Raw genomic sequence first — 23,320 nt, forward strand, 5'->3', positions numbered from 1 at the left:
CTATAAAAAGCCCAGCTTGCTGGGCTTTTTTTATGACTATCAAGCTACAATGCCTGTAGTTTTTCTCGAAAAGGAATAAAAATGGAATTTTTATATCAATATGGTTTATTTCTGGCGAAAACCGCCACTGTGGTGATAGCTGTCGCTGTGATTATCGTTCTGGTGGTTTCCGCCAGACAAAAGACGAAAAAAGGTGAGCTGGAGTTTAGCGACCTGTCAGAAGATTACAGCGAATTGACCGCCGATTTACAACAACAACTGCTGGATAAAAAAGCCTATAAAGCCTGGACAAAAAGTCAAAAACAAAAAGATGAGCCAAAAGAACGGCTTTTTGTATTGGATTTTAATGGCAGTATGGATGCGCATGAAGTGGACGCCTTGCGCGAAGAAGTAACAGCTGTGTTAGCTGTTGCAACGGCCACAGATGAAGTATTGCTCCGGCTGGAAAGCCCAGGTGGGGTGGTGCATGGGTATGGCTTGGCTGCGTCTCAGCTTGATAGGATAAAACAGCACAATATTCGCCTGACAGTGGCTGTCGACAAAGTAGCGGCCAGTGGTGGTTATATGATGGCCTGTATTGCCGATCGCATTTTAGCAGCACCTTTTGCTGTTGTTGGCTCTATTGGTGTGGTTGCTCAGTTGCCTAACTTCCATAAGCTGTTGAAGAAGAACCATATAGATGTAGAACAATTCACTGCAGGCGAATTTAAACGCACAGTCACAGTCTTTGCCGAGAATACGGACAAGGGCCGCGAGAAGTTTCAGCAGGAACTGGAACAAACTCATGTGTTGTTTAAAGACTTTGTGCATAAACACAGACCTGTACTTGATATAGATCAGGTTGCAACAGGTGAGCATTGGTTTGGTTATCAGGCGCTGGATTTACATTTAATCGACCAACTTCAAACCAGTGATGATTATTTAGTGCAGCAATTTCACAGTAAAAAGGTAGTGCAGGTGAAGTATCAGCTTAAGCTTAAACTGGCAGAAAAAGTGGGTTTGGCAGCAAGCACGGCGCTAAGCAGCAGTTTGCATAAATTGTCGCAACTTAGTTTCTGGCGTTAACTGATGCATTCGGAATTTTGGCATAACTGTTGGCAACAACAACGAATAGGTTTTCATCAATATGATGTTCACCCGCTGTTGCCTGTACTGGTATCTCAACTGAGTTGGGATCGCTCTAAGACTGTTTTTGCGCCTTTGTGCGGCAAAAGCCTGGATCTGTGGTGGTTATCTCAGCAGGGAAAAGTGATAGGTGCGGAGCTGTCTGAATTGGCCTGCCAGCAGTTTTATCAGCAGCAGGAGCAAAAGTTCTCTGTTTCAGCACAAGGCGATTTTCAGTACTTTAGTCATCAGTCTGTGGATATCTGGCAAGGTGACTACTTTGCTTTAAAGCCAGAACAACTAGACGAAATTGGGCTGATTTATGACAGAGCAGCACTGATTGCCTTACCTTCGCAGATGCGCATTGACTACGTAAAGCAATTAAAAAAACTATGTACTGGACCCGTTTCTTTGTTGCTGTTGAGTTTGGAGTATCCACAAGAAGAAATGTCCGGCCCACCATTTTCAGTGACTGAGCAGGAAGTTAGGCAGTTGTTTGATTATTCGGCCTCTGTGGAGTTAGTAGCGCTGCGAAATCTGACGGGACGGCCTTTTGCACAGCGGCAGTTTAACGTCAGTAAGCTTGTTGAAAAAGCGTATTGGATCCGCTGGTAGCTGTGAATGCCATAAAAAACGCCGCATTATGCGGCGTTTTTTATCACTGAAGTTTTAACTGTTTCTACCGGCATCGGGGTTGTTAAAACATTCTGCATCAAACTGATTTTCGCTTTTGGCGATAAGGCAGGATACCATGGCATCACCTGTGATATTCACAGCAGTGCGGGTCATATCTAATAGACGGTCTACACCAATAATCAGCGCTATACCTTCGACAGGCAAACCGACTTGCTGCAAAACCATAGCCAACATAATCAAACCTACGCCAGGCACTCCAGCAGTACCTACAGAGGCTAAAGTGGCTGTCAAAATAACCATCAGATAGTCCATAGTGGTTAAATCAACCTGAAATACCTGTGCAATAAATACAGTGGCAACACCCTGCATAATGGCGGTTCCATCCATATTGATGGTTGCGCCCAAAGGAATAGTGAAGGAGGCAATATTGTTACTGACCCCCAGTTTTTTTGTAGTAGTTTCCATGTTAACTGGAATAGTCGCGTTGCTGCTGGACATGCTAAAACCAAACAAAGCAGCATCTTTCATTTTCCGGAAAAACATCAGTGGATTTAAACCGCCGAAGACCCCGATAAACAAACCGTAGACAATGAAACCATGGAAAAACAATACAAAAAGTACAGTGCTGAAATACCAGCCGAGGCTTTCCAGATCTTTCAAATCTAAACTGGTAAAAAGTTTGGCCATCAGAAAAAATACGCCATAAGGCGCTAAAGCCATCATAAAGCCAACCAGCTTCATCACTACTTCATTTAAGTCAGTAAACAAAGCCCGAACTCTGGCGCCTGCTTCACCAGTGAGTGCAACTGCTAATCCGAATAGCACTGAGAAGACGATAATTTGCAGCATTTCTCCTTTCGCCATGGCTTCAACCGGGTTACTTGGGAACATGTTGATAAAGACTTGAGTAATAGACGGTGCTTGTTGCACGCTAAAATTTGCATCTGCCGTCATTTGTACACCAGTACCTGGAGACACCAGCAGTGCAAAAAAGATGGCGATGGCGATGGCGATGGCTGTAGTGAGAATATACAAACCTACAGACTTGCCACCCAGGCGCCCAAGTGTACTGCCATCACTTAACGAACTGGTCCCACAGACCAAAGAGACAAAAACTAAAGGAACCACCAGCATTTTTAAGCTTGCGACAAAAATTTGCCCGCCAGCATGAAAAATGCCGTCAACAAAAAATGCCCGCAGACCTAATTCAACGCCAAATAAACTCAAGGTCCGTTCGGCTTCACCTGCTAACAGAAATTTAAACAATGCACCGACCAGGATACCCAGTGCCATACCGATCAGAATACGTGGAGTTAGACCCAATTTCTTTTTAGACGTCATTTCTATTTTTTATCAGACCAGAAAATGTCGCTAAGCCTAACAGTTTGTGAGTCAAAAGAAAAACCACAACGAACTGAATTATTTTACGCTTTGGCTTAACCCCATCTGAAAGTTTCGACTAAGCTAGAATAATTACAATAAGTTAGCGCATCCAATGGAGAGTCCAGATGCTTAGAGTCCGGTGCTACTTTGTCATCATTCTTTTGTTTCTGTTGGCATCCTGTGGCGGTGGTGGAGGCACCATTAGTGACGACGATGACGGTGGCGGCTCTACCGAAGTGATAAGCATCAGTCTGGCGTTAACAAGCGCATCTGCTGTGGTGTCCTCAGAAGTGAGTAAAGCCCAGCCTCTGACCTTAACTGCGACTTTAACTTCTTCAACCGGTCGTTCTATGGCGGGTCAGTTGGTCACTTTTAGTTTTAATGACGCGCTTCTGGCCAGTTTTAATAACGAAGCCGGCACAGCGCAGACAAATAGCAGTGGTATTGCGGTAATCGGGGTTGTTGTTGGTACCAAAAGTGGCGCCGGCACAATAGCCGCCACTTTAACCGGCGGACAATCTGCGACCATCAGTTTTGCTTCAGCCGGAGATGCTGATGATGTGGAACCTGAAAAGCCTGTGGGCTCACTTCGTCTCATTGCAGACAGCCTGCAATTAGGCTCAGGCAATACAGCAAAGGTGGCGGTGTCAGCGGTCGTTCTCGATGCCAACAATGTACTGCAGCCCGGAGTGACTGTGCAATTCAGTACCAGTTCCGGTCAACTGGAGGTAGTGAGTGCTGTGACAGAATCGGACGGCGTAGCCAAAGCCAACCTGTCCAGCAGTATAGACCCTTCACTACGGACTATCACTGTCACGGCAGCGGTGGGAGATAAACTCGCTACATTAGATATTAACGTCATAGGCACAGCCATTCTGATCAGTGCGCCACGCTCGATGGTGTTGTCTGACGAAGTCTCCATTACCGCAGATTTAACTGACTTTGATGGCAAAGGTATTCAGGGTAGAACTTTAACTGTGACATCAGCTTTAGGTAATCCTGTCAGCAGTACTTCACTGGTCACAGCTGGCAATAGCGGTCGGGTTTCCTTCACCTACAGAGCCGTCCAGGGCGGTACAGATGAACTGACTGTTGTGGGGCTGGGCGCTACGGCTGTTGCTACTATCAGCATTCAGGCAGATCAGTTCCGCTTTTTAAATACGGACGTCATAGAAGTCCCACTTGGCATTGAGCAGTCACTTACCGCGGAATGGCTGGTGAACAATTTACCTAATGCCGGCAAAGCGCTTAACTTCACTACCACCAGAGGAACTTTGGGATTACTGACAGGAAATGTTACTCAGGTTTCTGTGGATCAAACAACGAATGCGCAAGGTCAGGCTTCGGTTTTGGTTGCCTCCAATTTTGCTGGTTTTGCCAATATTGCAGCGACTGAAGTTCGGTCCGGAGCCACGGATTTATTGACCACTCAAACTCAGATAGAGTTTATTGCCACAGTGCCGGATACCATAGCCGTGTCCGCTTTTCCTGCTCAGTTAGGCCCAGGTGAACAAAGTGTTGTTCGCTCTGTCGTGCGTGATAAGAATAATAATCCTGTGAAAAACCGCTCAGTGGCCTTTACTCTGGATGGCGCTCCTGGTGGCCAAATTAATCCGGCAGTGGCGATCACCGATTCTCAGGGGCTCGCCAGTACAGTCTTTACGGCTGACAATACGACTGGGGCTGGGACAGGTGCGAATTTAAACGTTTTAGCTACAGTACTTAATACGACGCCAGTGGTCAGGGGGAACACTCCTGTATCTGTCGGATCCAGGACTTTGTTTTTCCGCTTTGGTACAGGCAATAGCATCATCGCTCCAAGTAATTCTTTGTTTGCACAGGAGTTTTCGATTTTGGTCACGGATTCTTCAGGTAATCCTGTGGCGGGGCAGGAGTTGAACGTTTCTGTAGTGCCTTTAAGCTATAACAAAGGCTTTTGGATGGCAGTTCCCGATCTAATTGATTTTGAGTATTGGGATTCCGTGATCACCAGCCCTGACTGTGCAAGTGAAGATGTGAATAACAATGGTATTTTGGATCCGGGTGAAGACCTCAATGGAAATGGTCAGCTAACGCCGGGTAATGTGGCTTCGGTTCCCCGTACAGTGCAAGCTGATGACAATGGTATTGCTACCTTTGATTTAACCTATACCAGAGATTTTGCCCCATGGACCAGAGTATTATTGTCTGTGACAGGTTTTGCCGATGGAACTGAAAACATTGCAAGCCGGGAATATCGGATTTTGGTTTCGGGTGAGTATGTCTCAGATGAGACCGCTAAACCGGCAAGTAATCCTTTTGGTAGCGGCGCTTTGTGCAGCAATACCAATTAAAGCTAAGCTGCAGCTGTTGTCTGTACCGTGGCATAAAAAAGGCGGAATGTTTATCCGCCTTATGTTGTTAATCTGTCCGTTAATTTGTCAATTACGCTGGAACTGATAAACAGAACCGAGTTTCAGGATTTTTGTCAGCTCATCCAATGCCTGACGGCTTTCAACCAGCAGCTGAGGATCGGCTAAATCGGCTTCGCTGATCTCGTCACGATAGTGCGTGTCTACCCACTGATTTAAGTGGATAAACAAGCTGTTGTTCATCAGCACGGCCGGATTAACAGCCTGATGTTCTGCGTCGCTCATGGCCACACGCAAGCGTAAGCACGCCGGACCACCGCCATTTTGCATACTTTGTTTGACATCAAAATAATGCACCTGGCGCACCGGAGTACCACGGCCTGTCAGCTGCTCCAGATATGCAGAAACCGTAGCACTGTCACGGCATTCTGTTGGTGCGATAATCGCCATATCACCATTGGGTAAAGTGACCAGTTGAGTGTTAAACAAATAGGTTTTCACGGCTTCTGCGACCGACACCTCAGAGGTTTTGACTTCAATAAAATGCAGATCAGCAGCAGAGCCAAACTTACGACGAATTTCGTCCAGCTTGTTTTGGGTGTCAACAAAAGCCTGTTCGTGGAAAAACAGCACATTCTGGTTACCCACTGCTATCACATCGTTATGAAACACACCCTGATCAATCACGTCCGGGTTTTGTTGCATCATCACAGCACCGTTCTCGGATAAACCGTGCAGACGGGCTACTGCTTCACAGGCTTCCAGCGTATGCCGGGCAGGGAAGCGTTTAGGCGCAGGTTTAGATGAGTCAAAGGCGTAGCGGCCGTATACAAACAGCTCGACACCTGACTTACCGTAGTCACTGCATAAACGGGTATGATTGGCTGCACCTTCATCACCAAAGTGATCGTTGTCCGGCAGATGCTGGTGATGCGCAAAATGTTTGTCATCACTGAACATGGCTTTGAGAATACGACCTGTGGTGACAGGTTCCAGTGAGCGGTGAAACTTATTGGTTAAGTTCGCCGGCGTAAAATGAATCTTACCATCCGCCGTATCTGCACTGGGCGAAATAGTGGCGGCGTTGGCTGTCCACATACTGGAGGCCGAACAAACGGCCTTCAGTACAGCGGGTGCTTGTTTTGCTGCTTTACTAATCACTTCACTGTCAGTGCCGGTAAAACCTAAACGTCTTAAGGTATAGACATCAGGTCTTTCCTGTGGCGCCAGTACGCCTTGTATTAACCCCAGTTCAGACAGAGATTTCATCTTCTGCAAGCCCTGCTTAGCAGCTTGTTTCGGACTGGAGGTATTTTTGGCGTTATTGAGAGAGGCAACGTTGCCGATGGATAATCCGGCATAGTTGTGTGTCGGCCCGACGAGGCCGTCAAAGTTTGCTTCAAAGAACTTCATTTTTGCTTTATTCCTTCATTTTTGGGAAGGGGCACTGCTTTTATTATTATTGCGGCCGTTGCTTCATTTTTTTTCCGCTGGCACTGAAAATCACAGCTTTACCGGCCGTAACTGCAGTGACTCTGGGAAACTAACCCCCGTAGTTATAGCCATAGCCAGATAGTCAGCCGTTGAGCTTGCCTCTTTGCTGTGACTTTTTTACTTTATGCAGGAGCCGCTGATTTATTCAGCGAAAAGTCACTAAATTGTGACCTTCTGGCATAATAATGAACTTATTCTCTTGTCACAACTTGAGTTTACGGATATACGTTAAAAAAGAAGTGCCCGCCGGCACGCTAAAAGGTCAGGGATCTCAATCATAAAATGGCGAAATCACTAGTCATAGTCGAATCACCAGCGAAAGCTAAAACTATCAATAAGTACCTTGGAAATGACTTTATCGTCAAATCCAGCGTAGGCCATATCCGCGATCTGCCAACGAGCAGCAACAAAGATAAAGTCAAAGAAGACAAGACGAAGCTCAGCAAAGAGCAAAAAGAGTATCAGGCTCTGGTTGAACGTATGGGTATAGATCCAAACAACAACTGGCAGGCCCGCTATGAAATTTTGCCTGGCAAAGAAAAAGTCGTCAAAGAGCTGAAAGCTCTGGCTGAAAAAGCAGACACTGTTTATCTGGCAACGGACTTAGACCGGGAAGGGGAGGCGATAGCCTGGCACCTTCAGGAAATTATTGGTGGCGAACATCAGAAGTTTAAACGTGTGGTGTTTAACGAGATCACTCAAAACGCCATTAAAAATGCTTTCGTTGAACCAGGTGAAGTGAATCAGCACCGTGTAAATGCGCAGCAAGCCCGTCGCTTTTTAGACCGGGTTGTTGGCTTTATGGTGTCGCCATTGTTGTGGAAAAAAGTCGCCCGTGGCTTATCTGCTGGCCGTGTACAGTCTGTCGCTGTGCGTTTAGTGGTAGAGCGTGAGCGTGAAATTAAAGCTTTTGTGCCGGAAGAATACTGGACTGTTGCCGCAGACACCCTGACCAAAACGGGTGTAAACCTGCAACTGGATGTGGCTAAACAGGCCGGAAAAGCCTTCAGACCGGAAAATAAAGCTCAGACTGATGCTGCTGTGGCTGTGTTGCAAAAAGCCAGCTATCAGGTCACTGAGCGCGAAGATAAGCCATCGAGCAGTAAAGCTCAGGCGCCTTTTATCACCTCGACCTTACAACAAGCTGCCAGTACCCGTTTAGGTTATGGTGTGAAAAAAACCATGATGCTGGCGCAGCGCTTGTACGAAGCCGGTCACATTACCTATATGCGTACCGACTCGACCAACTTAAGTGTGGATGCACTTACCGCTTGTCGCGATTATATTGAACAAAGTTTTGGTGCTAAGTATCTGCCGGAACAACCCTTAAGTTATGGCAGCAAAGCCAATGCTCAGGAAGCGCACGAAGCCATTCGTCCATCTGATGTGTTTGTTTTAGCCAGCAGTCTGCAGGATATGGAAGCCGATGCCCGTAAGCTTTACGAGCTGATTTGGCGCCAGTTTGTTGCCTGCCAAATGCCATCAGCTCAATATGATGTGACGACCATCACTGTCACCGCAGCTGACTTTGAATTAAAAGCTAAAGGCCGTGTATTACGTTTTGACGGCTGGACCAAAGTGCAGCCTGCGCAAAAACGCAAAGACGAAGAAGAGCTGGAACTGCCGGATGTCAAACCGGGCGAAACCTTAACGCTGGAACAGTTAGCTCCTGCTCAGCATTTTACCAAACCACCGGCACGTTTTAGCGAAGCCAGTTTAGTAAAAGAACTGGAAAAACGCGGTATAGGCCGTCCTTCGACTTACGCAGCCATTATTTCCACTATTCAGGAACGTGGTTATGTCAAAGTAGACAACCGTCGTTTCTATGCTGAGAAAATGGGTGAAATTGTTACAGACCGTTTAGTCGAAAACTTCAGCGATTTAATGAGTTACGACTTCACCGCTAATATGGAAGTCCGGCTGGATGATATAGCTCAGGGCGAACTGCAGTGGAAGAAGGTTCTGGACCAATTCTACGGTGATTTTTCTCATCAGTTAAAAACCGCAGAATCTGATCCTGAGCAAGGTGGCATGCGCACCAATCAGTTTGTGCTGACTGACATTGCCTGCCCGACTTGTGGCCGTCAGATGGGTATTCGTACCGCCTCTACCGGGGTGTTTTTGGGCTGTTCAGGCTACAACCTGCCGCCGAAAGAGCGTTGTACCACCACCATGAACCTGACACCAGGTGATGATGCGGTTGAAGTAGCCGACGATGACGAACTGGAAACCGAAGTACTGCGTCATAAAAAGCGTTGTGCTAAATGTGGCACTGCCATGGATCATTACCTGATAGACGAGCAGCGTAAGCTTTATGTCTGTGGTAATAACCCGGGTTGTGATGGTTATCTGGTTGAATCCGGTGTGTTTAAGCTCAAAGGTTATGACGGCCCGCTGATCGAATGTGAAAAGTGTGGCAGCGATATGCAGCTCAAATCAGGCCGTTTTGGTAAGTACTTTGGTTGTACCAATGACGCCTGTAAAAACACCCGTAAGCTGCTGAAAAATGGTGAAGCTGCGCCGCCAAAAGAAGATCCGGTGCATTTGCCTGAGCTCAAATGCGAAAAGTCAGATACCTATTTTGTGTTGCGTGATGGTGCCGCAGGTTTATTCCTCGCTGCCGCGACTTTCCCTAAATCCAGGGAAACACGAGCGCCTCTGGTGTCTGAACTGGCTCGCTTTAAAGATCGTATTATGCCGAAGTTCCACTATTTGGCAGAAGCTCCTGCAGCTGATGCTTCTGGTAATCCGACCATCATCCGCTGGAGTCGCAAAACAAAGCAGCAGTATGTGATGACGGAGAAAGACGGCAAAGCCACAGGCTGGTCTGCCTGGTTCGAAAATGGCCGCTGGGTAGTCACCAAAGAAAAAGAGAAGTGATTTCACTGTAATAAAGAAGGCGCTGAGGCGCCTTTTTTAATGTCTGAGCACTATACCCAAAGTAATTGGAATTGCAGGGAGGCCCCAGGAGCATAGAAGTCCTATGTGCAATTGGATTGAGGCGAGAATGCGCACGCAACGCTAAGTAGATATTTTCTCTATATGTCTGGGGCGAGAGCACGCAGTCAACAAAGCTATAGCTTCAAGTACGCAGGGATAGTTACCACTTTCGTTTCGGGGCAAATAGTACATCCAAATCGTTGTTTTCCTGCTCTGCTTTTTTCTGCCTGTCGCGCAGGTTACCATCTTTCAGTTCAGTGGCAATATCTTCCAGTATGGTCATCACTTCACTTTTACGATTTGTTACATAGTCATCTATATGAGCACAGTTCGATAAAGTAGCGAGCGCTTTTTCGTAGCATTGACGTGCAGACCCCAACATATTGCTTGAACGAGCCTGATGGCCACGCTTCACCTGGCTTTCAACATTAATACGTAGCTGCAGCATCTCCAGCCGTCTGTCTTCCTGTACTACGGTTTGTGTATCAATATTGCCGCGGGCATGTTCCGAGCGCAAAATTGTGCGCAGTTTCTTTATCCCCTGGATCATACCGATAATTTGCTTATCGTTGTCTGGCATGGTTAAGCCTTCGACGGTCAGATCACCTGTTGCCGTTTCCTGCAAACGCGATTCTGTTTCACCAATACGCTTTTTAAGGTCTTTTGAAGTAGGCTCTAACTCAAGCATAGCTTTGAGAGTGACTACTATACGTTTTAGCAGCATTTGTGTGATGCCTTTGGTAATAGGCACATTGGCCGCATTCAACAGAATGTCTTCTGTATCTTCGAGCAGCGATCTGAGTTTCGAAAACTCAGCGCGTTTCAGCGATGCCAGCCGCTCTTTATGTTGCTGCACTGCGTTGACAATCACGGCGATAACCACCAGTGCAACAACCAGTACAATGATAATAGTAAAAAGCATCTAAACTCCGTTGCCCCCAGATTCTAAGAGGGGATTTCAGCTAAGGCCTGATTTTAAGGCGGGCCATGAAACATATCTACAGTAAGGTCAGGGTAAATACAGACTAAACATGGCACCGCCATACAGACCACCATTACTTAAGCGAATAAAACCAGTTTTACCATGATTTTTATGCGCTTTGGCTATTAACCCTGCAAAAAACAGGCCTAAACCTGTGCGGCCTGCTGCCAAATTTAAATTTTTCATTAGGGTATCGGCATTTTCCAGCATAAATTCAGGATAGCCAGGGCCGTCATCGTGTAATTCAATAGCGAGGCCATATTCGGTCAGTTCTGCCCGTAGTAACAATCTACTTTTTGTATAACGCAATGCATTGACAAACATGTCGTTCAGCAGGTTACTAACCAGATCGCTGTCAAAATACCAAAGTAATTCGCTGCTTTCCTGCACTTCAACCTGAATGTTTTTTTGAGTGCTGTACATTTCATTTTTCAGCAGGACTTCTTCGAATAAATCAGAGATGTAAAACTGATCTATTTGTAAAGGAAGTTGATTTTTTTCAATGCGGTACAAGGACAATAATTGCAGCAAATTGATATTCAGCCTGTTGGCTTCATAGTGAATTCGGGACAATTCCTCCCGGCCATTGGTATCCAGCTGTTGTTGCTCTTGTTGCAGGTTATCAATGGACTGGATCAATAAGCACAAAGAGTTTTTCATATCATGTGCTGCAGATGCCAGCACTGTTGCAAAGTCGATGGATGAGTCTGAACCTGACATACTGTCCCCGATGATCCCGTTGTACTGCCAATGACACAAAAACAGCAGTCTTTTTAGTTACTATTGGTTATATATTCCAAGTAAATCAAAATAAGTTGGAATATCCAGATGAATATGTATAGTGTTTATATCATATGCCAAGAACGGATCACTGACACATGAAATTACAACAGCTACGTTATATTGTTGAAGTTCTCAATCACAACCTGAATGTCTCTGCAACTGCGGAGAGTTTATACACTTCACAACCCGGCATCAGTAAACAGGTGCGGATGCTGGAAGATGAGCTGGGTATCCAGGTTTTTGGGCGCTCCGGCAAACACCTGACCCATGTTACACCAGCTGGCAGAGATGTTATTGAAATAGCTCAACAAATACTAGGAAAAGTTGAGAGCATTAAGGCAGTTGCCAAAGAACATACCTTGCCAGATCAAGGCAAGCTGAACATAGCCACAACTCACACTCAGGCGCGTTATGCACTGCCTCCGGTGATCAGTGGTTTTATGAAAAAATTTCCTAAAGTGTCTTTGCATATGCATCAGGGCACGCCTTCACAAATTGCAGAAGCCGCTTCGCGTGGAGATGCGGATTTTGCAATTGCCACAGAGGCTATGCATTTATTTAACGATTTAGTGATGTTGCCTTGTTACCACTGGAATCGCAGCGTGATCGTTCGTCACGACCACCCGTTGGCAACCTTAAGCCGTAAAATTGCGGTAGAAGATGTGGCTGAACACCCTATAGTCACCTATGTGTTTGGTTTTACGGGGCGTTCTGAACTGGACCGCGCTTTTGGCGAAAAAGGCCTGGAGCCTAAAATCGTCTTTACTGCCACTGACGCCGATGTGATTAAAACCTACGTACGTTTGGGTTTAGGTGTCGGGGTGATTGCTTCAATGGCTATGGATAAGGATTTAGATAAGGATTTGGTGTCTATCGATGCCAGTCATTTATTTGCTGCATCCACCACCAAAATTGGTTTTAGAAAAGGCACTTTCCTTCGTACTTACATGTATGATTTTATTGAGCGTTTTGCCCCACATTTAACCCGTGAAGTGGTAGAAAAAGCCAATATGCTGCGTAACCAGGACGATATAGACCGAATGTTTGCCAAGTTTGAGCTGCCGGTTAAGTAAATGACCTGGTTAAATAAAGGGCCAATATGGCCCTTCATCTGCAGATGAAGGGAGCAAACTCCTGCCGCAGTTCCTGACGTGCTTTCATAAAAGCTTGCCCAAAAGGGGTTATGCCAAACAAAGACAGCATGCTTTCGTATGAACAGGGCTCGTGTTATCAGGAAATTGGTTGTAAAGGAATTGGGAGATGATTGATTTAAAGCTGCTGCGCACCTTACAAGCGTTGCAACAGACAGGTACTTTAGTTGCTGCAGCTGAGCAGCTGTGTTTGACACAGTCGGCTTTATCGCACCAGCTCAAGGAGGCAGAGTCTTATCTGGGGGCTGCACTTTACCTGCGTAAAAGCCAGCCTGTGAGTTTTAGTACACAAGGTCAGTTGCTGTTGGATTTAGCTGCACAAGTGCTGCCTTTGGTGGCGCAGGCGGAAGCACAGCTCAAAGGTAAAGCTTTAAACCGGATTCGATTGGCTGTGGAATGCCATGCTTGCTTTCATTGGCTGATGCCTGCTGTCAAAGCTTTTGGAGGGTTACAGCCTGACTGCCCGGTCGAGTTTTCTGCTGAAATTGAACACAATGCGCTGGATGCGTTATTAAGCGATGAGCTGGATCTGGTGCTGACGACAGACAAACGTGCTCTTGCAGGTTGTTATTTTTCAGCTTTATTTGAAATGGAGTTGTGTCTGGGAGTCAGCACAGATCATCCACTGGCGCAGCAACCTTTTGTAACAGCACAGCAGTTAAAGCAGGACACTTTATTAGGTTATCCATTGCCTTTGGACCGGCAGGATTTATATCGTTATGTACTGGCTCCAGCGGGTTTGGAAGCAAAATTCCGAGCTGTGGCGCAAAGCAGCCAGATTTTGCAGTTGATTGCTGCGGGGCAGGGGGTGGCGTTGTTGCCTCGTTGGCTGATGGAGCCTTATCGGGCTCAGGGCCTGCTGGCGGTTATCCCTATAGGAGAGCAAGGTTTATTCAGAACTATGTACGCAGCCTGTCGGCAGGGGCAGCAAGAGGCTAACCCACTGCGACAGTTGTTAGAGCAAATCAGCCTGCATCAGCCTTCGTAAGCTAATGGATCTGTTGCTTGGTTTAGCTCAAAAGCTTCCAGCCGTTCCTGACAAGAGCCACATTTGCCACAGGCTTTTTCACGACCGTTGTAGCAGGTCCAGGTTTTGCTGTAATCCAGCCCCATAGCTAAACCATCGCGCAAAATCTCAATTTTGGTTTGGCTTAAATAAGGGCTGACAATGTCTACTGGCTCGTAGTTAGCCACCTGACAAACTTCATTCATTTTATGCACAAACTCAGGACGGCAATCCGGATAGATAAAATGATCACCAGAGTGAGCACCGTAATATACAGCACGGGCATTCAGCGATACGGCATAACCTACGGCCAACGACAATAAAATCATATTGCGGTTTGGCACTACTGTAGATTTCATGGTATCAGCAGCGTAATGGCCCTCAGGGATCTGAATATCTTCGTGGGTGCTGTCCGGCGCCATCAGGCTGGAACCTGCCAGTAACTGATTAATCGCAGAAATATCCACCACTTTATGCGCAACGCCTAATTCTTCACAGACGCTCTTGGCGCAGACCAGTTCTTTGACATGGCGCTGACCATAGTTAAAAGACAGGGCATAAACTTCATGACCATCGGCAATGGCTTTATGCAACACGGTAAATGAATCCATACCGCCGGAATAGATCACAACAACTTTTTGCGGCATCTGTCAGGCTCTCTCGCTATAATAGGCAAAATTTCGGGCGCGCATTGTACTGTATCTGAGCCTGTAGCTAAAGGAAAACCCCATAAAGTGTATAAAGTAAACGAGATTTTCGAGACCATTCAGGGTGAAGGCAGTTACACCGGTACTCCTGCTATTTTTCTGCGTTTACAAGGCTGCCCTGTTGGCTGTTCCTGGTGTGATACCAAGCAGACCTGGGATATAGACCCGGATCTGCAATTAAGCCCTGCGGCTATTTTGGAGAAAAAAGCCGATTCGGATCACTGGTGCAGCTTATCGTCAGCAGAAATAATGCAGTTGTTTGCCGACAAAGGCTACCGCGCTAAACATGTGGTGATCACCGGGGGCGAGCCTTGTATGTATGACTTACGGCCTTTGTGTGAGCTGTTGCATGCGCAGGGATTTTCAACGCAAATTGAAACCAGTGGCACTTTTGAAATTCTGGCACCGGGTAAGACCTGGGTGACGGTATCGCCTAAAGTGAATATGAAAGGGGGCTATGAAGTGCTGCGTACAGCGCTGGATCGCGCCAACGAAATTAAGCACCCTGTAGCCATGGAAAAGCATATCGATGAGCTGCTCGAGTTGCTGCAAGGCCTGGATTTAACAAACAAACTGGTCTATCTGCAGCCGATCAGTCAAAAAGCCAAAGCAACGCAGCTGGCTATTGAATTTTGTAAACAGCACAACTGGCGTTTAAGTGTGCAAGTGCATAAGTATCTTGGCATTAATTAATCACTCAGCTGATTTCTTCCAGACTGTCCTCCAGCCAGAGCGTTAAAGCTCTGGCTGTGTCGTTTAAATCCTGCTTTAACCACTGGCGTTTCAAGTGGGGGGTCAGTGGCAGCAGTTCCATCCAGCGTGACACCAACCAGCATAAATTCTGATGTTCAGGTTCAGGGTAAAGGCTGGCCAACTCCGGATATTGCTTAAACACCAGCTGCAATTTGTGCCAGAGTTGCTGCTGTTCTGCAGTGGTATTTTCAGCAGTCCAAAATGGCATAGGCTCCAGTTCTGCTACATGCAGCTGATCCTGCTCCTGCCATCTTTTCGTAATTCGATGACGTCCTAATCCTTCGACTGTAATACCCAACAAACCATCGGGCAATTGTTCAAAATCGACAATAGACACTAGTGTCACTTCAGGGCAAATACGGTCAGCATGCTGCAGACTAACCAGTGGATTAAGGCTTGCCATCGCAAAAGGGCGCACACCGCTACTGGCTTCTTTCATCAGCCTTAAATAACGTGGTTCAAATAAACGCAAACGCATTCTGCCTTGAGGCAGCAGCAGGGTATTCAGTGGAAATAAAGCTATTGTTGGGTTCATAACCGCATGTCGTTAACTACTCTGCGGTTATGTACGCTTTCATAGAAGGTTTAGATTAGTCTTTCGCTGTTCTTATTGGATCATCTTTCAGTTTAGGTATTTTTAAACCCAGTTCTTTACCCCTGTTACGGGCATAATAAGTACAGCCAACAAACATCAGGCAGGAAAACAGCAGTTCAAGCAAAGCCAGCAAAAACTCTGTGCCAGAGCTGACCCACAAATGCGTCAGACTGTGGATCATATACAGCATGACAATAAAATTAGCCCAGGCAAAGGTATAAGCTTTGCCTGTGATCATGCCCCAGAGCGGGAACCACAAAGGCGTCCACAACAACGCAAGCAGAACCTTAGCACTGCCCAATTCTGGTGGTGCTAACCATAAAACCCAAAGTGGTATCAGCATAAAAAGACCACTGAAGCCTATACGGCCAAGCCATAGGTAAAGACGGGTAGAAGGGGCCATAGGCACAGAAATCTCGTTCATACAGTAGTGAATCCGGAAGTTTTTAAAGCGATAGCCGCTAAAGCTAAACGTTTACCAAATTGAATGGCCAGTTGATGTTCATCTTTGCTTAAACTGGTTTCAGCTGATAAACCACTGACATGACTTGGGCCATAAGGCGTGCCGCCCGTTTGGGTATGGTGCAGTTCAGGCTCCAGATAGGGCAGGCCGATCACCAGCATACCGTGGTGCAACAAAGGCAACATCATACTGAGTAAATTGGCCTCGTTACCGCCATGCATGCTACCGGATGAAGTAAAAACACCGGCGGGTTTATCCATTAACGCCCCTTTAAGCCACAAACTACTGGTGTTATCCCAAAATGCTTTTAGCGGTGCCGCCATATTGCCAAAGCGCACAGGGCTGCCAAAGGCAAAGCCATCAGCTATGAGTAAATCCTGCTCTGTGACATGCGGATGCATACCGACCGCAGAACCATCCAAAGCGGGCACAGTGCGTAGCATCACTTCTGCACCAGCTTGCTGGGCACCAATAGCAATTTTTTCAGCTAAAGCTGCAACAGAGCCATGACGGGAATAATACAGAATTAATAACTGAGCACTCATGCCAGCAGCGCCAGCATTTTATCGGCAGGACGGGCTATCACGGCTTTGCCATCTACCTGCAGTATGGGTCTTTCCATCAGCTTCGGGTGTTGCACCATAGCTTCAATCAACTGTTGTTCAGACAACAGAGTATTTGCCAGATCCAGCGCTTTGTATTCATCTTCTTTACTGCGCAGTAATTCACGGGCGGGCAGCTGTAATGCGTTTAGTAACGTCATCAACTCGGCCGCAGACAAAGGCTGATCCAGATAATAACGCACAGTAAAAGCTTTGCCGCTTTGTTCTAAGAGTGCCAAAGCTTCACGGCTTTTAGAGCAACGGTTATTGTGATAAAGCGTAATCATAAATAAATTGAGCCTTTATTTTACAAGCGTTTCAGACGGTTTAATTCGGTTTGCCATTGCTTTTTCTTCGCCTCAATCCGTCGATTCTCTAAGGTGTTGTTTGCACCAATATGGTTTAAAGCTTCATTTAAATCATCAATAGCTTTGGGGTAGATAGCCATTTGGTAATATAAATCAGCTCTGGCCTCGTAATAGTGTGCATAGTCTTCCATTGCTTTATAGGTGTCAGCCAGCATTTCATAAGCCATAAAAATATCATTTTTGTAATAAAGTAAATTTCTGAGCAAATGAATGGCGAGGCGGTAGGCTTTGCCCTGAACCGCAGCATTGGCATAGTTCAGCGTAATGACCTGATTATTGGGTTTCAGTAAGTACTGCTGCTCAAGCATAGTCATGGCCTGCTCAGCCTTACCTTGCGCCAGCAATATGTCGGTATAGGCATCGATGTAATACAAATTGTCAGGTTCTTGCTGACGTAATTTTGTGATGATCTGCTCTGCTTTATCCACTTGCTTGTCATCAAAGTATGCTAAAGCCAAACCGTACTGGTTGGCTTTCGTGTTGCCACCAGGTTCAGCCAGTTTACGTAAAAAATAGCTTTGAGCATCTTTGCTTTGATAGTGGTATCGAGCCATAACACGGGCTTTTACCAACGCATAATCCTGACTGTCAGCAACAAAACGTTTAGGAAATTGTTCCGCCCTTAAACGTGAGTCAGCGACCCGGGATTGTGACAAGGGGTGGGTATACAAGAAGGCCAGTTGAGTATTGGCAAAGCGGCTTTTTTCCGCCAGTTTATTAAAAAACTCTGGCACTGCATAAGGGTTGTAGCCGGCATCCGCCATCAGTTGAATACCAATACGGTCAGCTTCCTGCTCGTTACTACGGGTAAAGTTAATCGCACTTTGTTGTGCCAGGCCCTGTGAGGCCATGATACCAGCCATACCTGCTTCCGGATTGACTGTTGCCAACAAAATAGAACCCAGAATACCTGCAAGCGTGAGTGGACCATTTTCAGAGCGTGCTTCAACAGAACGGGCGATGTGACGTTGAGTCACGTGAGATATTTCGTGCGCTATAACAGAGGCAAATTCACTTTCACTGTCTGATACAGCTAAAGTGCCGGTATGAGACACTATATTGCCGCCCAGCGTCGCAAAAGCGTTGATGTTTTTGTCATTGACCCAATAAAAGCGGAATGGAAATTTAACGTCCTGAGCTTTAGCAACCATCTGATTACCCATAGTGTTCAGGTATTCATCCAGTAAAGGGTCGTACACCATAGGCAACTGGCCTTTGGTTTGACGCATCATCACGTCGCCCAACTGTTTTTCTTTGTCAGGCGTTAGGGTTGAAAAAGCATTGCCACCTATATCAGGTAGCGCATTATTTGCCTGAACTGAGGCACTAGTCAGAGCCAGACAGATACTGAACAGGCTCAGTTTAATGAGTTGTGTTTTTACTGCAAATTGCTTCATTTATTTTTTGAACTCAGTCATACCGGCTTTAAACACAGGCAATTTTAATTCACTTGGCCCGCTTACCCCAGCTTTTTTTGATAAATATGCAACAGCAGCAAAGAGATAGATGATCTTTATGGCGCACTGTTGCCTTTCGCAAAGCAAAGGTAAAGCAGAGTGTACAGTGGTTCAGTTAAATGTTGTTAAGCCACTGATTAATTTCAGTGTCTTTGGCAAAATAAATTGGATGAAGTTCAACCTGATCCACTTTTTAGCCGAAGCCAGCGAGGATTGCCGCAGCAATCCCCCCTGTGAAAGAGTTAAAAATTCAGACTAAGTCCCAAAGTTACGGACCGTGGCAAGGCTGGCTCAAAAGCTCGGCCATTGGCTTGATTCACCACCACAGCTCCAACATAGTTTTTATCGGTCAGGTTATCCACACCCAGCCAGTAGCGCAGCTGCATATTGGACAGCGTAGACTCTGCAACCAGTTTCATGTGATAGACAGTAGCAGAGGGCGCAAATAGCAGGTTTTGGTCGCTGGTGGCTATTTTGCTGCGATACAAGGTATCAAACTGCACCATCCATTCAGAGCTTTGCAACGGCATCCAGCTGATTTGCCATTGTGCCTGCTGCTTGGCCACACCAGGAAGTAACTTGCCATCAGGGGCGCCCTCTGTAAAACGGGCATTGAGCTGAGTAAGTGTCCATTGATGTTGCCATGAAGCAGATGCCAGCCATAAGGCAGATACTTCCGCACCAGTGCGTTTGGTTTCACTGGCGTTGCGATAACTGGTGCGACCGCCAATGGATTGATCGACCACCAACTCATTTTCACTTTCAACTAAAAATACCGCGACACTGGATCGCCAGTTAGCCAATTGCCATTTATTGCCTAACTCCCATTGCTGGTTGGTACTCTCTTTTAGCCCCAGATTCAGGCCATCACCCTTGCTTTGGTACGCCATCTCGCTAAAGGTTGGGGTCTCAAAACCGCGACCGGCACTGATATACCAGGACAAATGGTCAGACTGAGCAAAATTTAATGCCAGAGCTGCAGAGGTTTTCGCAAAAGAAGTGGAACCACTGTCGTTCGGGTTTTGTGCAGTGATGTAAAAATCAGTGACATCAAAATCCAGCTCTGAGTGGCGAACACCACCACTGAATTGCCATGTTGAACTTAAGTCCCAGACAAAACGGCTATACAAATCAGCAGACTGCACTTCGCCTTCTTCATCACGGCGTAAATCACCCTGAACGCCCTGATTATTAACATAACCGCGGCGCTCATCTGTGCTTTGCTCAAGCGCACCACCTAAACTCAGGCGAACAGTGTCAAATTGCCAGCTGTAGGACGCATCCAGGCCCTGATAAGGCCGGCTTAAATCTACAACACCACCGGCTGATGTCGCAGCAACACCATCAAAGCCTAAATACTGGCCTACATCACGTTGGCCAAACCAGGCTGCCAGACGCCAGCTTTGATCTGCAAGCTGCTGTGACAGGTTCATGCTCCATTGCTGCTGTTTGGTAAATTTACGGGTATCAAAAGTTTCTGCATTGGCGGCTGTCTGGTGCGGGTTGGCCTGCCATTCCTGTGCAGTTAAACCCAATGGGTCTTGCAGCAGCGGATCGTAAGACCAGTCGTATCGCAACTGCAGCTTTAGATCGTTTTCAAACGCACTTTGCCATAACCACTGAGCTTGTTGTTTTTTTGCATCACTGTGCGCGCGCTGGCTTTGTAACTCTGCGTTTTTCAGGCTAACAGAGGTTGCATGATTGCCTTTGACCACAGCAGCCGAGAGCAGTTGCTGGCGGGCAAACTGGCTGTGACTCAGTTGTACTGAGGCCGAATTCTCTGTAGGCCAACGGCTTTGCAGCAACACGACACCTCCTGCTGCATTGCCATACAACACCGCAAGTGGACCAGTTAACACTTCAACAGAGGCGAGTTGATCCAGCAATACTGAACTGAATTGGCCCTGACCGTCCGGACTCGACAGCGGAATACCATCTTGTAACAGGCGAATACCCCGAATGCCAAAACTGCTACGACTGCCAAAACCACGGGCACTTAAACGGCTGTCTTGAGCATAGTTTGCTCGACTGTCGGCCTGAATGCCGGGAATATGCTGCAATAAACTGGCGGCATCTATCTGCAGGGGGGGTTGATCAAAGCTTCTGCGAAAGCTGCTGGCCGCGCTACCCAACCAGGGGGATTGCTGGCCTTGAGCTGTGACTACTATGATTTCGTCCGGGATTTGAACTGCAATGCTATTGTCTTCTGCGGCAAGTGCGGCAGAAAAAAAACTGAGCGCTAAAGCGCTCAGTTTAAAAGGTAAATAGTTCATTGAGAGAAATTACTCTTATTGCGGTGATAAACGTAATAACTTACCGTCATCTTCGTCGGTCAGCAGATAGACTGCGCCATCAGGGCCAGCCTGCACATCACGGATGCGAGCGCCAATACGGATACGTTCTTCGTGACTGACTTTATCGCCAGTTAGTTCTAAGCGCACTAACTGGCCAAATTTTAGTGATCCGACTAGCAGATTGTTTTGCCAACCATTAATTTGAGTGCCGGTATAAAAACTCATACCACTTGGAGCAATAGAAGGCACCCAGTAATGCAGCGGCTGTTCTAAACCTGCTTTGGATTTGTTGCCTATGACACCACCACCGTATTCTTCACCATAGGTAATCACAGGCCAGCCATAGTTTTTACCTGCAGTGGCTATATTGATTTCATCGCCACCCTGAGGACCATGTTCATGAGTCCATAACATGCCGGTTTGAGGGTGAATCGCAGCGCCTTGCAAGTTACGATGGCCATAAGACCAGACATCGGCTTTTGCTTCTGCTTGTGCGGCAAATGGATTGCCTGCGGCTGCAGAACCGTCTTTATTTACTTTTACCACTTTACCAAAGTGACCTGACAGTTTTTGCGCATCATCACGGCGTGAACCGCGATCACCCAAGGTAATAAACAATTCACCAGCAGGGTTAAACACCAAACGGCCGCCGTAGTGGTAGTTACTGTCAATGGCTTCGGCCTGACGGAAAATAACCTTCACTTGCTTTAATGTTTGTCCATCCAGAATGGCGCTGGCCACTGCTGTGGCATTGGTACCACCATCGCGGGGCTCACTGAAACTAAAGTAAATGGTTTTGTTTTTTGCAAAGTCTGGATCCAGTACCAGACCTAATAAACCACCCTGACCTTTCGCATGCACAGCGGGTACACCAGCAATGGCTTCACTTTTTTCACCGGTTTTGCTGATATAACGCATAAAGCCTGCGCGTTCTGTCACCAGTAAAGTGCCGTCTGGTAAAAACTGCATGGCCCACGGATGATTTAATCCGGAAGAAAGCGTTTGCATCTCCAAAGTGGCTTTTTCGGTTTTTAACGATTCGGCCAACAGGGGATGAGTCGCCAGACCAAGGCCGACAATCAGGCTGAGCAGGGATAGTTTATGCATACAACAGGTCCTTTTTTTAGCGCAATAAAAAAACTGAGCATAATAGATACCATAAAAAAGTAGTGAAAATGCGGCTGGTATCCACTTTGTTGGGATTAATGGAGATTAATTGGCGCTTTTCAGGTAAGCCAACACCACATCATGGTGATTGCTGGTTTTGAAGTCATCAAAGACTTTACTGACAGTACCATCTTGCTCAATCAGAAAACTGATTCTATGGATACCGTCGTAAATTTTGCCCATAAATTTCTTTTCGCCCCAGACGCCAAAAGCTTCTGCGGCTTTGTGCTCTTCATCACCTAACAAGGTAAAGTTTAATTGTTCTTTTTGTTCAAACTTCGCCAGACGGGCAGGGGCGTCAATACTGATCCCTACAACCTGAACTTTGTATTCCGCAAGTTGCGTTTTGCTGTCGCGTAAACCGCAGGCTTGCACTGTGCAGCCTGGTGTCATGGCTTTAGGATAAAAATACAGCAGTACGCGGCTTTGTTTTAGTAGCTCACTCAACTGTACAACTTTGCCTGTTTGATCTGGCAAACTAAAATCCGGAGCTTGTTGTCCTGCGGTTAATCTGTTCATTGTTTTTCCTTTTGATGAGAGTTTGGCTTCTGATTCAGAGCTGTGCTTCAAAACGTCCGGTCAATTGAAGCTGGTCAAGCAAAGCTGAAACTTCCTGCTTAATCACTTCAAGCTGCGCACCTTGGGGCAGTTGGACCGTCATTGTGCAGTGGTTTAACAGCTGCTGAGTGGTAGCATCCGTCAGAGTTTCAGTGCGCAAAGCACCTATATAAATCTGATGATTCGCCAGCAAAGTAGCGATAGCGCCCAAGGTACCCACTTTATCTTTTCCGGTGTATTCCAACACGTAATGTGCGCTGACCTCTGCAGTATGATTGGCTGATGTACGTTTGGTCATCGTAAGCAGATCAAGTTCATAACCTAGCCCAGGCAATAAATGCTCAATTCGACTGATAGCCACTGCATCACCGGATAACAACATGATAAAAGTGAATTCATTGCCAAAAATAGCCATTCGGCTATCGACTATGTTGCAGTTACAATCTGTAACCAGCCGTGCAAGACGGCTAACCAGCCCTGTTCTGTCTGCACCTATTGCAGTGACGACCAATTGTTGTGGCATGCT

At 46.6% G+C, this 23,320-nt stretch carries 21 protein-coding genes; 7 read left to right on the forward strand and 14 right to left on the reverse strand.

Going from position 1 to position 23,320, the window contains the following annotated elements; all coding sequences use genetic code 11:
- Positions 1–81 precede the first annotated feature (81 nt).
- Together sohB and tmpT are read left to right on the forward strand one after the other, a co-directional pair.
- Positions 82–1,065, forward strand: a complete 984-nt coding sequence (sohB, locus tag EK374_RS08130) for a protease SohB (protein WP_127021827.1) — start codon at positions 82–84, stop codon at positions 1,063–1,065.
- A 3-nt stretch (positions 1,066–1,068) separates the two neighbouring features.
- Positions 1,069–1,719 (forward strand): thiopurine S-methyltransferase, encoded by a 651-nt coding sequence (gene tmpT / locus EK374_RS08135; RefSeq protein ID WP_127021829.1) that lies wholly within the window; start codon positions 1,069–1,071, stop codon positions 1,717–1,719.
- A 54-nt stretch (positions 1,720–1,773) separates the two neighbouring features.
- Here tmpT and EK374_RS08140 read toward each other — a convergent pair whose 3' ends face one another.
- Positions 1,774–3,081, reverse strand: a complete 1,308-nt coding sequence (locus tag EK374_RS08140; protein ID WP_127021831.1) for a dicarboxylate/amino acid:cation symporter — start codon at positions 3,079–3,081, stop codon at positions 1,774–1,776.
- Positions 3,082–3,248: 167 nt separating this feature from the next.
- Between EK374_RS08140 and EK374_RS08145 the strand changes: the two genes are divergently transcribed.
- On the forward strand, positions 3,249–5,456 hold the full coding sequence (locus EK374_RS08145) for an Ig-like domain-containing protein (RefSeq protein WP_127021833.1): 2,208 nt from the start codon (positions 3,249–3,251) through the stop codon (positions 5,454–5,456).
- Positions 5,457–5,543: 87 nt separating this feature from the next.
- On the opposite strand, the gene astB is transcribed toward EK374_RS08145, so the two are convergent.
- Positions 5,544–6,887: an N-succinylarginine dihydrolase gene (astB, locus tag EK374_RS08150; protein ID WP_127021834.1), complete on the reverse strand. Its 1,344-nt coding sequence runs from the start codon at positions 6,885–6,887 to the stop codon at positions 5,544–5,546.
- 363 nt (positions 6,888–7,250) lie between these two features.
- Between astB and topA the strand changes: the two genes are divergently transcribed.
- On the forward strand, positions 7,251–9,848 hold the full coding sequence (gene topA / locus EK374_RS08155) for a type I DNA topoisomerase (protein ID WP_127021836.1): 2,598 nt from the start codon (positions 7,251–7,253) through the stop codon (positions 9,846–9,848).
- Between the two features lie 220 nt (positions 9,849–10,068).
- Here the strand turns inward: topA and EK374_RS08160 are convergent, their stop codons facing one another.
- A complete protein-coding gene (locus EK374_RS08160; RefSeq protein ID WP_127021838.1) occupies positions 10,069–10,830 on the reverse strand; it encodes a hypothetical protein in 762 nt (253 codons plus the stop codon).
- Between the two features lie 87 nt (positions 10,831–10,917).
- Entirely contained in the window at positions 10,918–11,610 is a 693-nt protein-coding gene (locus EK374_RS08165; protein WP_127021840.1) for a sensor histidine kinase, read from the reverse strand.
- 158 nt (positions 11,611–11,768) lie between these two features.
- On the opposite strand from EK374_RS08165, the gene cysB reads away from it, so the two are divergent.
- Positions 11,769–12,746, forward strand: coding sequence for an HTH-type transcriptional regulator CysB (gene cysB, locus EK374_RS08170; protein WP_127021842.1), 978 nt, complete (start codon positions 11,769–11,771; stop codon positions 12,744–12,746).
- Between the two features lie 187 nt (positions 12,747–12,933).
- Complete coding sequence (locus EK374_RS08175) at positions 12,934–13,812, forward strand: LysR substrate-binding domain-containing protein (RefSeq protein ID WP_127021844.1); 879 nt, start codon at positions 12,934–12,936, stop codon at positions 13,810–13,812.
- Here EK374_RS08175 and queC read toward each other — a convergent pair.
- Positions 13,800–14,477, reverse strand: coding sequence for a 7-cyano-7-deazaguanine synthase QueC (queC, locus tag EK374_RS08180; protein ID WP_127021846.1), 678 nt, complete (start codon positions 14,475–14,477; stop codon positions 13,800–13,802). The two genes, EK374_RS08175 and queC, sit on opposite strands and share 13 nt — an antisense overlap.
- A gap of 87 nt (positions 14,478–14,564) precedes the next feature.
- Here queC and queE point away from each other — a divergent pair, with 87 nt between their 5' ends.
- Positions 14,565–15,230, forward strand: coding sequence for a 7-carboxy-7-deazaguanine synthase QueE (queE, locus tag EK374_RS08185; RefSeq protein ID WP_127021848.1), 666 nt, complete (start codon positions 14,565–14,567; stop codon positions 15,228–15,230).
- A gap of 4 nt (positions 15,231–15,234) precedes the next feature.
- Here the strand turns inward: queE and EK374_RS08190 are convergent, their stop codons facing one another.
- The 9 genes from EK374_RS08190 to EK374_RS08230 form a co-directional block, all read right to left on the reverse strand.
- Complete coding sequence (locus EK374_RS08190; RefSeq protein WP_127021850.1) at positions 15,235–15,825, reverse strand: LON peptidase substrate-binding domain-containing protein; 591 nt, start codon at positions 15,823–15,825, stop codon at positions 15,235–15,237.
- Between the two features lie 55 nt (positions 15,826–15,880).
- A complete protein-coding gene (locus EK374_RS08195) occupies positions 15,881–16,309 on the reverse strand; it encodes a DUF2069 domain-containing protein (RefSeq protein ID WP_127021852.1) in 429 nt (142 codons plus the stop codon).
- Positions 16,306–16,893, reverse strand: a complete 588-nt coding sequence (gene wrbA / locus EK374_RS08200; RefSeq protein ID WP_127021854.1) for an NAD(P)H:quinone oxidoreductase — start codon at positions 16,891–16,893, stop codon at positions 16,306–16,308. The genes EK374_RS08195 and wrbA overlap by 4 nt, the downstream gene beginning before the upstream one ends.
- Entirely contained in the window at positions 16,890–17,237 is a 348-nt protein-coding gene (gene arsC / locus EK374_RS08205; protein WP_127021856.1) for an arsenate reductase (glutaredoxin), read from the reverse strand. The genes wrbA and arsC overlap by 4 nt, the downstream gene beginning before the upstream one ends.
- Positions 17,238–17,257: 20 nt before the next feature.
- Positions 17,258–18,715, reverse strand: a complete 1,458-nt coding sequence (gene bepA, locus EK374_RS08210) for a beta-barrel assembly-enhancing protease (RefSeq protein ID WP_127021858.1) — start codon at positions 18,713–18,715, stop codon at positions 17,258–17,260.
- A 302-nt stretch (positions 18,716–19,017) separates the two neighbouring features.
- Positions 19,018–21,048, reverse strand: a complete 2,031-nt coding sequence (locus EK374_RS08215; protein WP_127021860.1) for a TonB-dependent receptor family protein — start codon at positions 21,046–21,048, stop codon at positions 19,018–19,020.
- A 15-nt stretch (positions 21,049–21,063) separates the two neighbouring features.
- Positions 21,064–22,176, reverse strand: a complete 1,113-nt coding sequence (locus EK374_RS08220; RefSeq protein ID WP_127021862.1) for a PQQ-dependent sugar dehydrogenase — start codon at positions 22,174–22,176, stop codon at positions 21,064–21,066.
- Positions 22,177–22,281: 105 nt separating this feature from the next.
- On the reverse strand, positions 22,282–22,755 hold the full coding sequence (gene bcp / locus EK374_RS08225; RefSeq protein WP_127021864.1) for a thioredoxin-dependent thiol peroxidase: 474 nt from the start codon (positions 22,753–22,755) through the stop codon (positions 22,282–22,284).
- Positions 22,756–22,789: 34 nt separating this feature from the next.
- Positions 22,790–23,317 carry a glycine cleavage system protein R gene (locus EK374_RS08230; RefSeq protein ID WP_127021866.1) on the reverse strand — a complete coding sequence of 176 codons (528 nt, stop codon included), beginning with the start codon at positions 23,315–23,317 and terminating at the stop codon, positions 22,790–22,792.
- Positions 23,318–23,320: the final 3 nt, after the last annotated feature.

Origin of the sequence: Rheinheimera mangrovi, assembly GCF_003990335.1 — a bacterium.
GTDB lineage: Bacteria > Pseudomonadota > Gammaproteobacteria > Enterobacterales > Alteromonadaceae > Pararheinheimera > Pararheinheimera mangrovi.

Bases quoted from the DNA above. Each gene is read 5' to 3' on its own strand.
- bepA (WP_127021858.1), bottom strand. From the start codon at position 18,715: ATGAAGCAATTTGCAGTAAAAACACAACTCATTAAACTGAGCCTGTTC.
- sohB (WP_127021827.1), top strand. From the start codon at position 82: ATGGAATTTTTATATCAATATGGTTTATTTCTGGCGAAAACCGCCACT.
- arsC (WP_127021856.1), bottom strand. From the start codon at position 17,237: ATGATTACGCTTTATCACAATAACCGTTGCTCTAAAAGCCGTGAAGCT.
- EK374_RS08195 (WP_127021852.1), bottom strand. From the start codon at position 16,309: ATGAACGAGATTTCTGTGCCTATGGCCCCTTCTACCCGTCTTTACCTA.
- astB (WP_127021834.1), bottom strand. From the start codon at position 6,887: ATGAAGTTCTTTGAAGCAAACTTTGACGGCCTCGTCGGGCCGACACAC.
- EK374_RS08175 (WP_127021844.1), top strand. From the start codon at position 12,934: ATGATTGATTTAAAGCTGCTGCGCACCTTACAAGCGTTGCAACAGACA.
- topA (WP_127021836.1), top strand. From the start codon at position 7,251: ATGGCGAAATCACTAGTCATAGTCGAATCACCAGCGAAAGCTAAAACT.
- EK374_RS08160 (WP_127021838.1), bottom strand. From the start codon at position 10,830: ATGCTTTTTACTATTATCATTGTACTGGTTGTTGCACTGGTGGTTATC.
- EK374_RS08140 (WP_127021831.1), bottom strand. From the start codon at position 3,081: ATGACGTCTAAAAAGAAATTGGGTCTAACTCCACGTATTCTGATCGGT.
- tmpT (WP_127021829.1), top strand. From the start codon at position 1,069: ATGCATTCGGAATTTTGGCATAACTGTTGGCAACAACAACGAATAGGT.
- EK374_RS08230 (WP_127021866.1), bottom strand. From the start codon at position 23,317: ATGCCACAACAATTGGTCGTCACTGCAATAGGTGCAGACAGAACAGGG.
- queC (WP_127021846.1), bottom strand. From the start codon at position 14,477: ATGCCGCAAAAAGTTGTTGTGATCTATTCCGGCGGTATGGATTCATTT.
- EK374_RS08165 (WP_127021840.1), bottom strand. From the start codon at position 11,610: ATGTCAGGTTCAGACTCATCCATCGACTTTGCAACAGTGCTGGCATCT.
- bcp (WP_127021864.1), bottom strand. From the start codon at position 22,755: ATGAACAGATTAACCGCAGGACAACAAGCTCCGGATTTTAGTTTGCCA.
- wrbA (WP_127021854.1), bottom strand. From the start codon at position 16,893: ATGAGTGCTCAGTTATTAATTCTGTATTATTCCCGTCATGGCTCTGTT.
- EK374_RS08215 (WP_127021860.1), bottom strand. From the start codon at position 21,048: ATGAACTATTTACCTTTTAAACTGAGCGCTTTAGCGCTCAGTTTTTTT.
- EK374_RS08220 (WP_127021862.1), bottom strand. From the start codon at position 22,176: ATGCATAAACTATCCCTGCTCAGCCTGATTGTCGGCCTTGGTCTGGCG.
- EK374_RS08190 (WP_127021850.1), bottom strand. From the start codon at position 15,825: ATGAACCCAACAATAGCTTTATTTCCACTGAATACCCTGCTGCTGCCT.
- cysB (WP_127021842.1), top strand. From the start codon at position 11,769: ATGAAATTACAACAGCTACGTTATATTGTTGAAGTTCTCAATCACAAC.
- EK374_RS08145 (WP_127021833.1), top strand. From the start codon at position 3,249: ATGCTTAGAGTCCGGTGCTACTTTGTCATCATTCTTTTGTTTCTGTTG.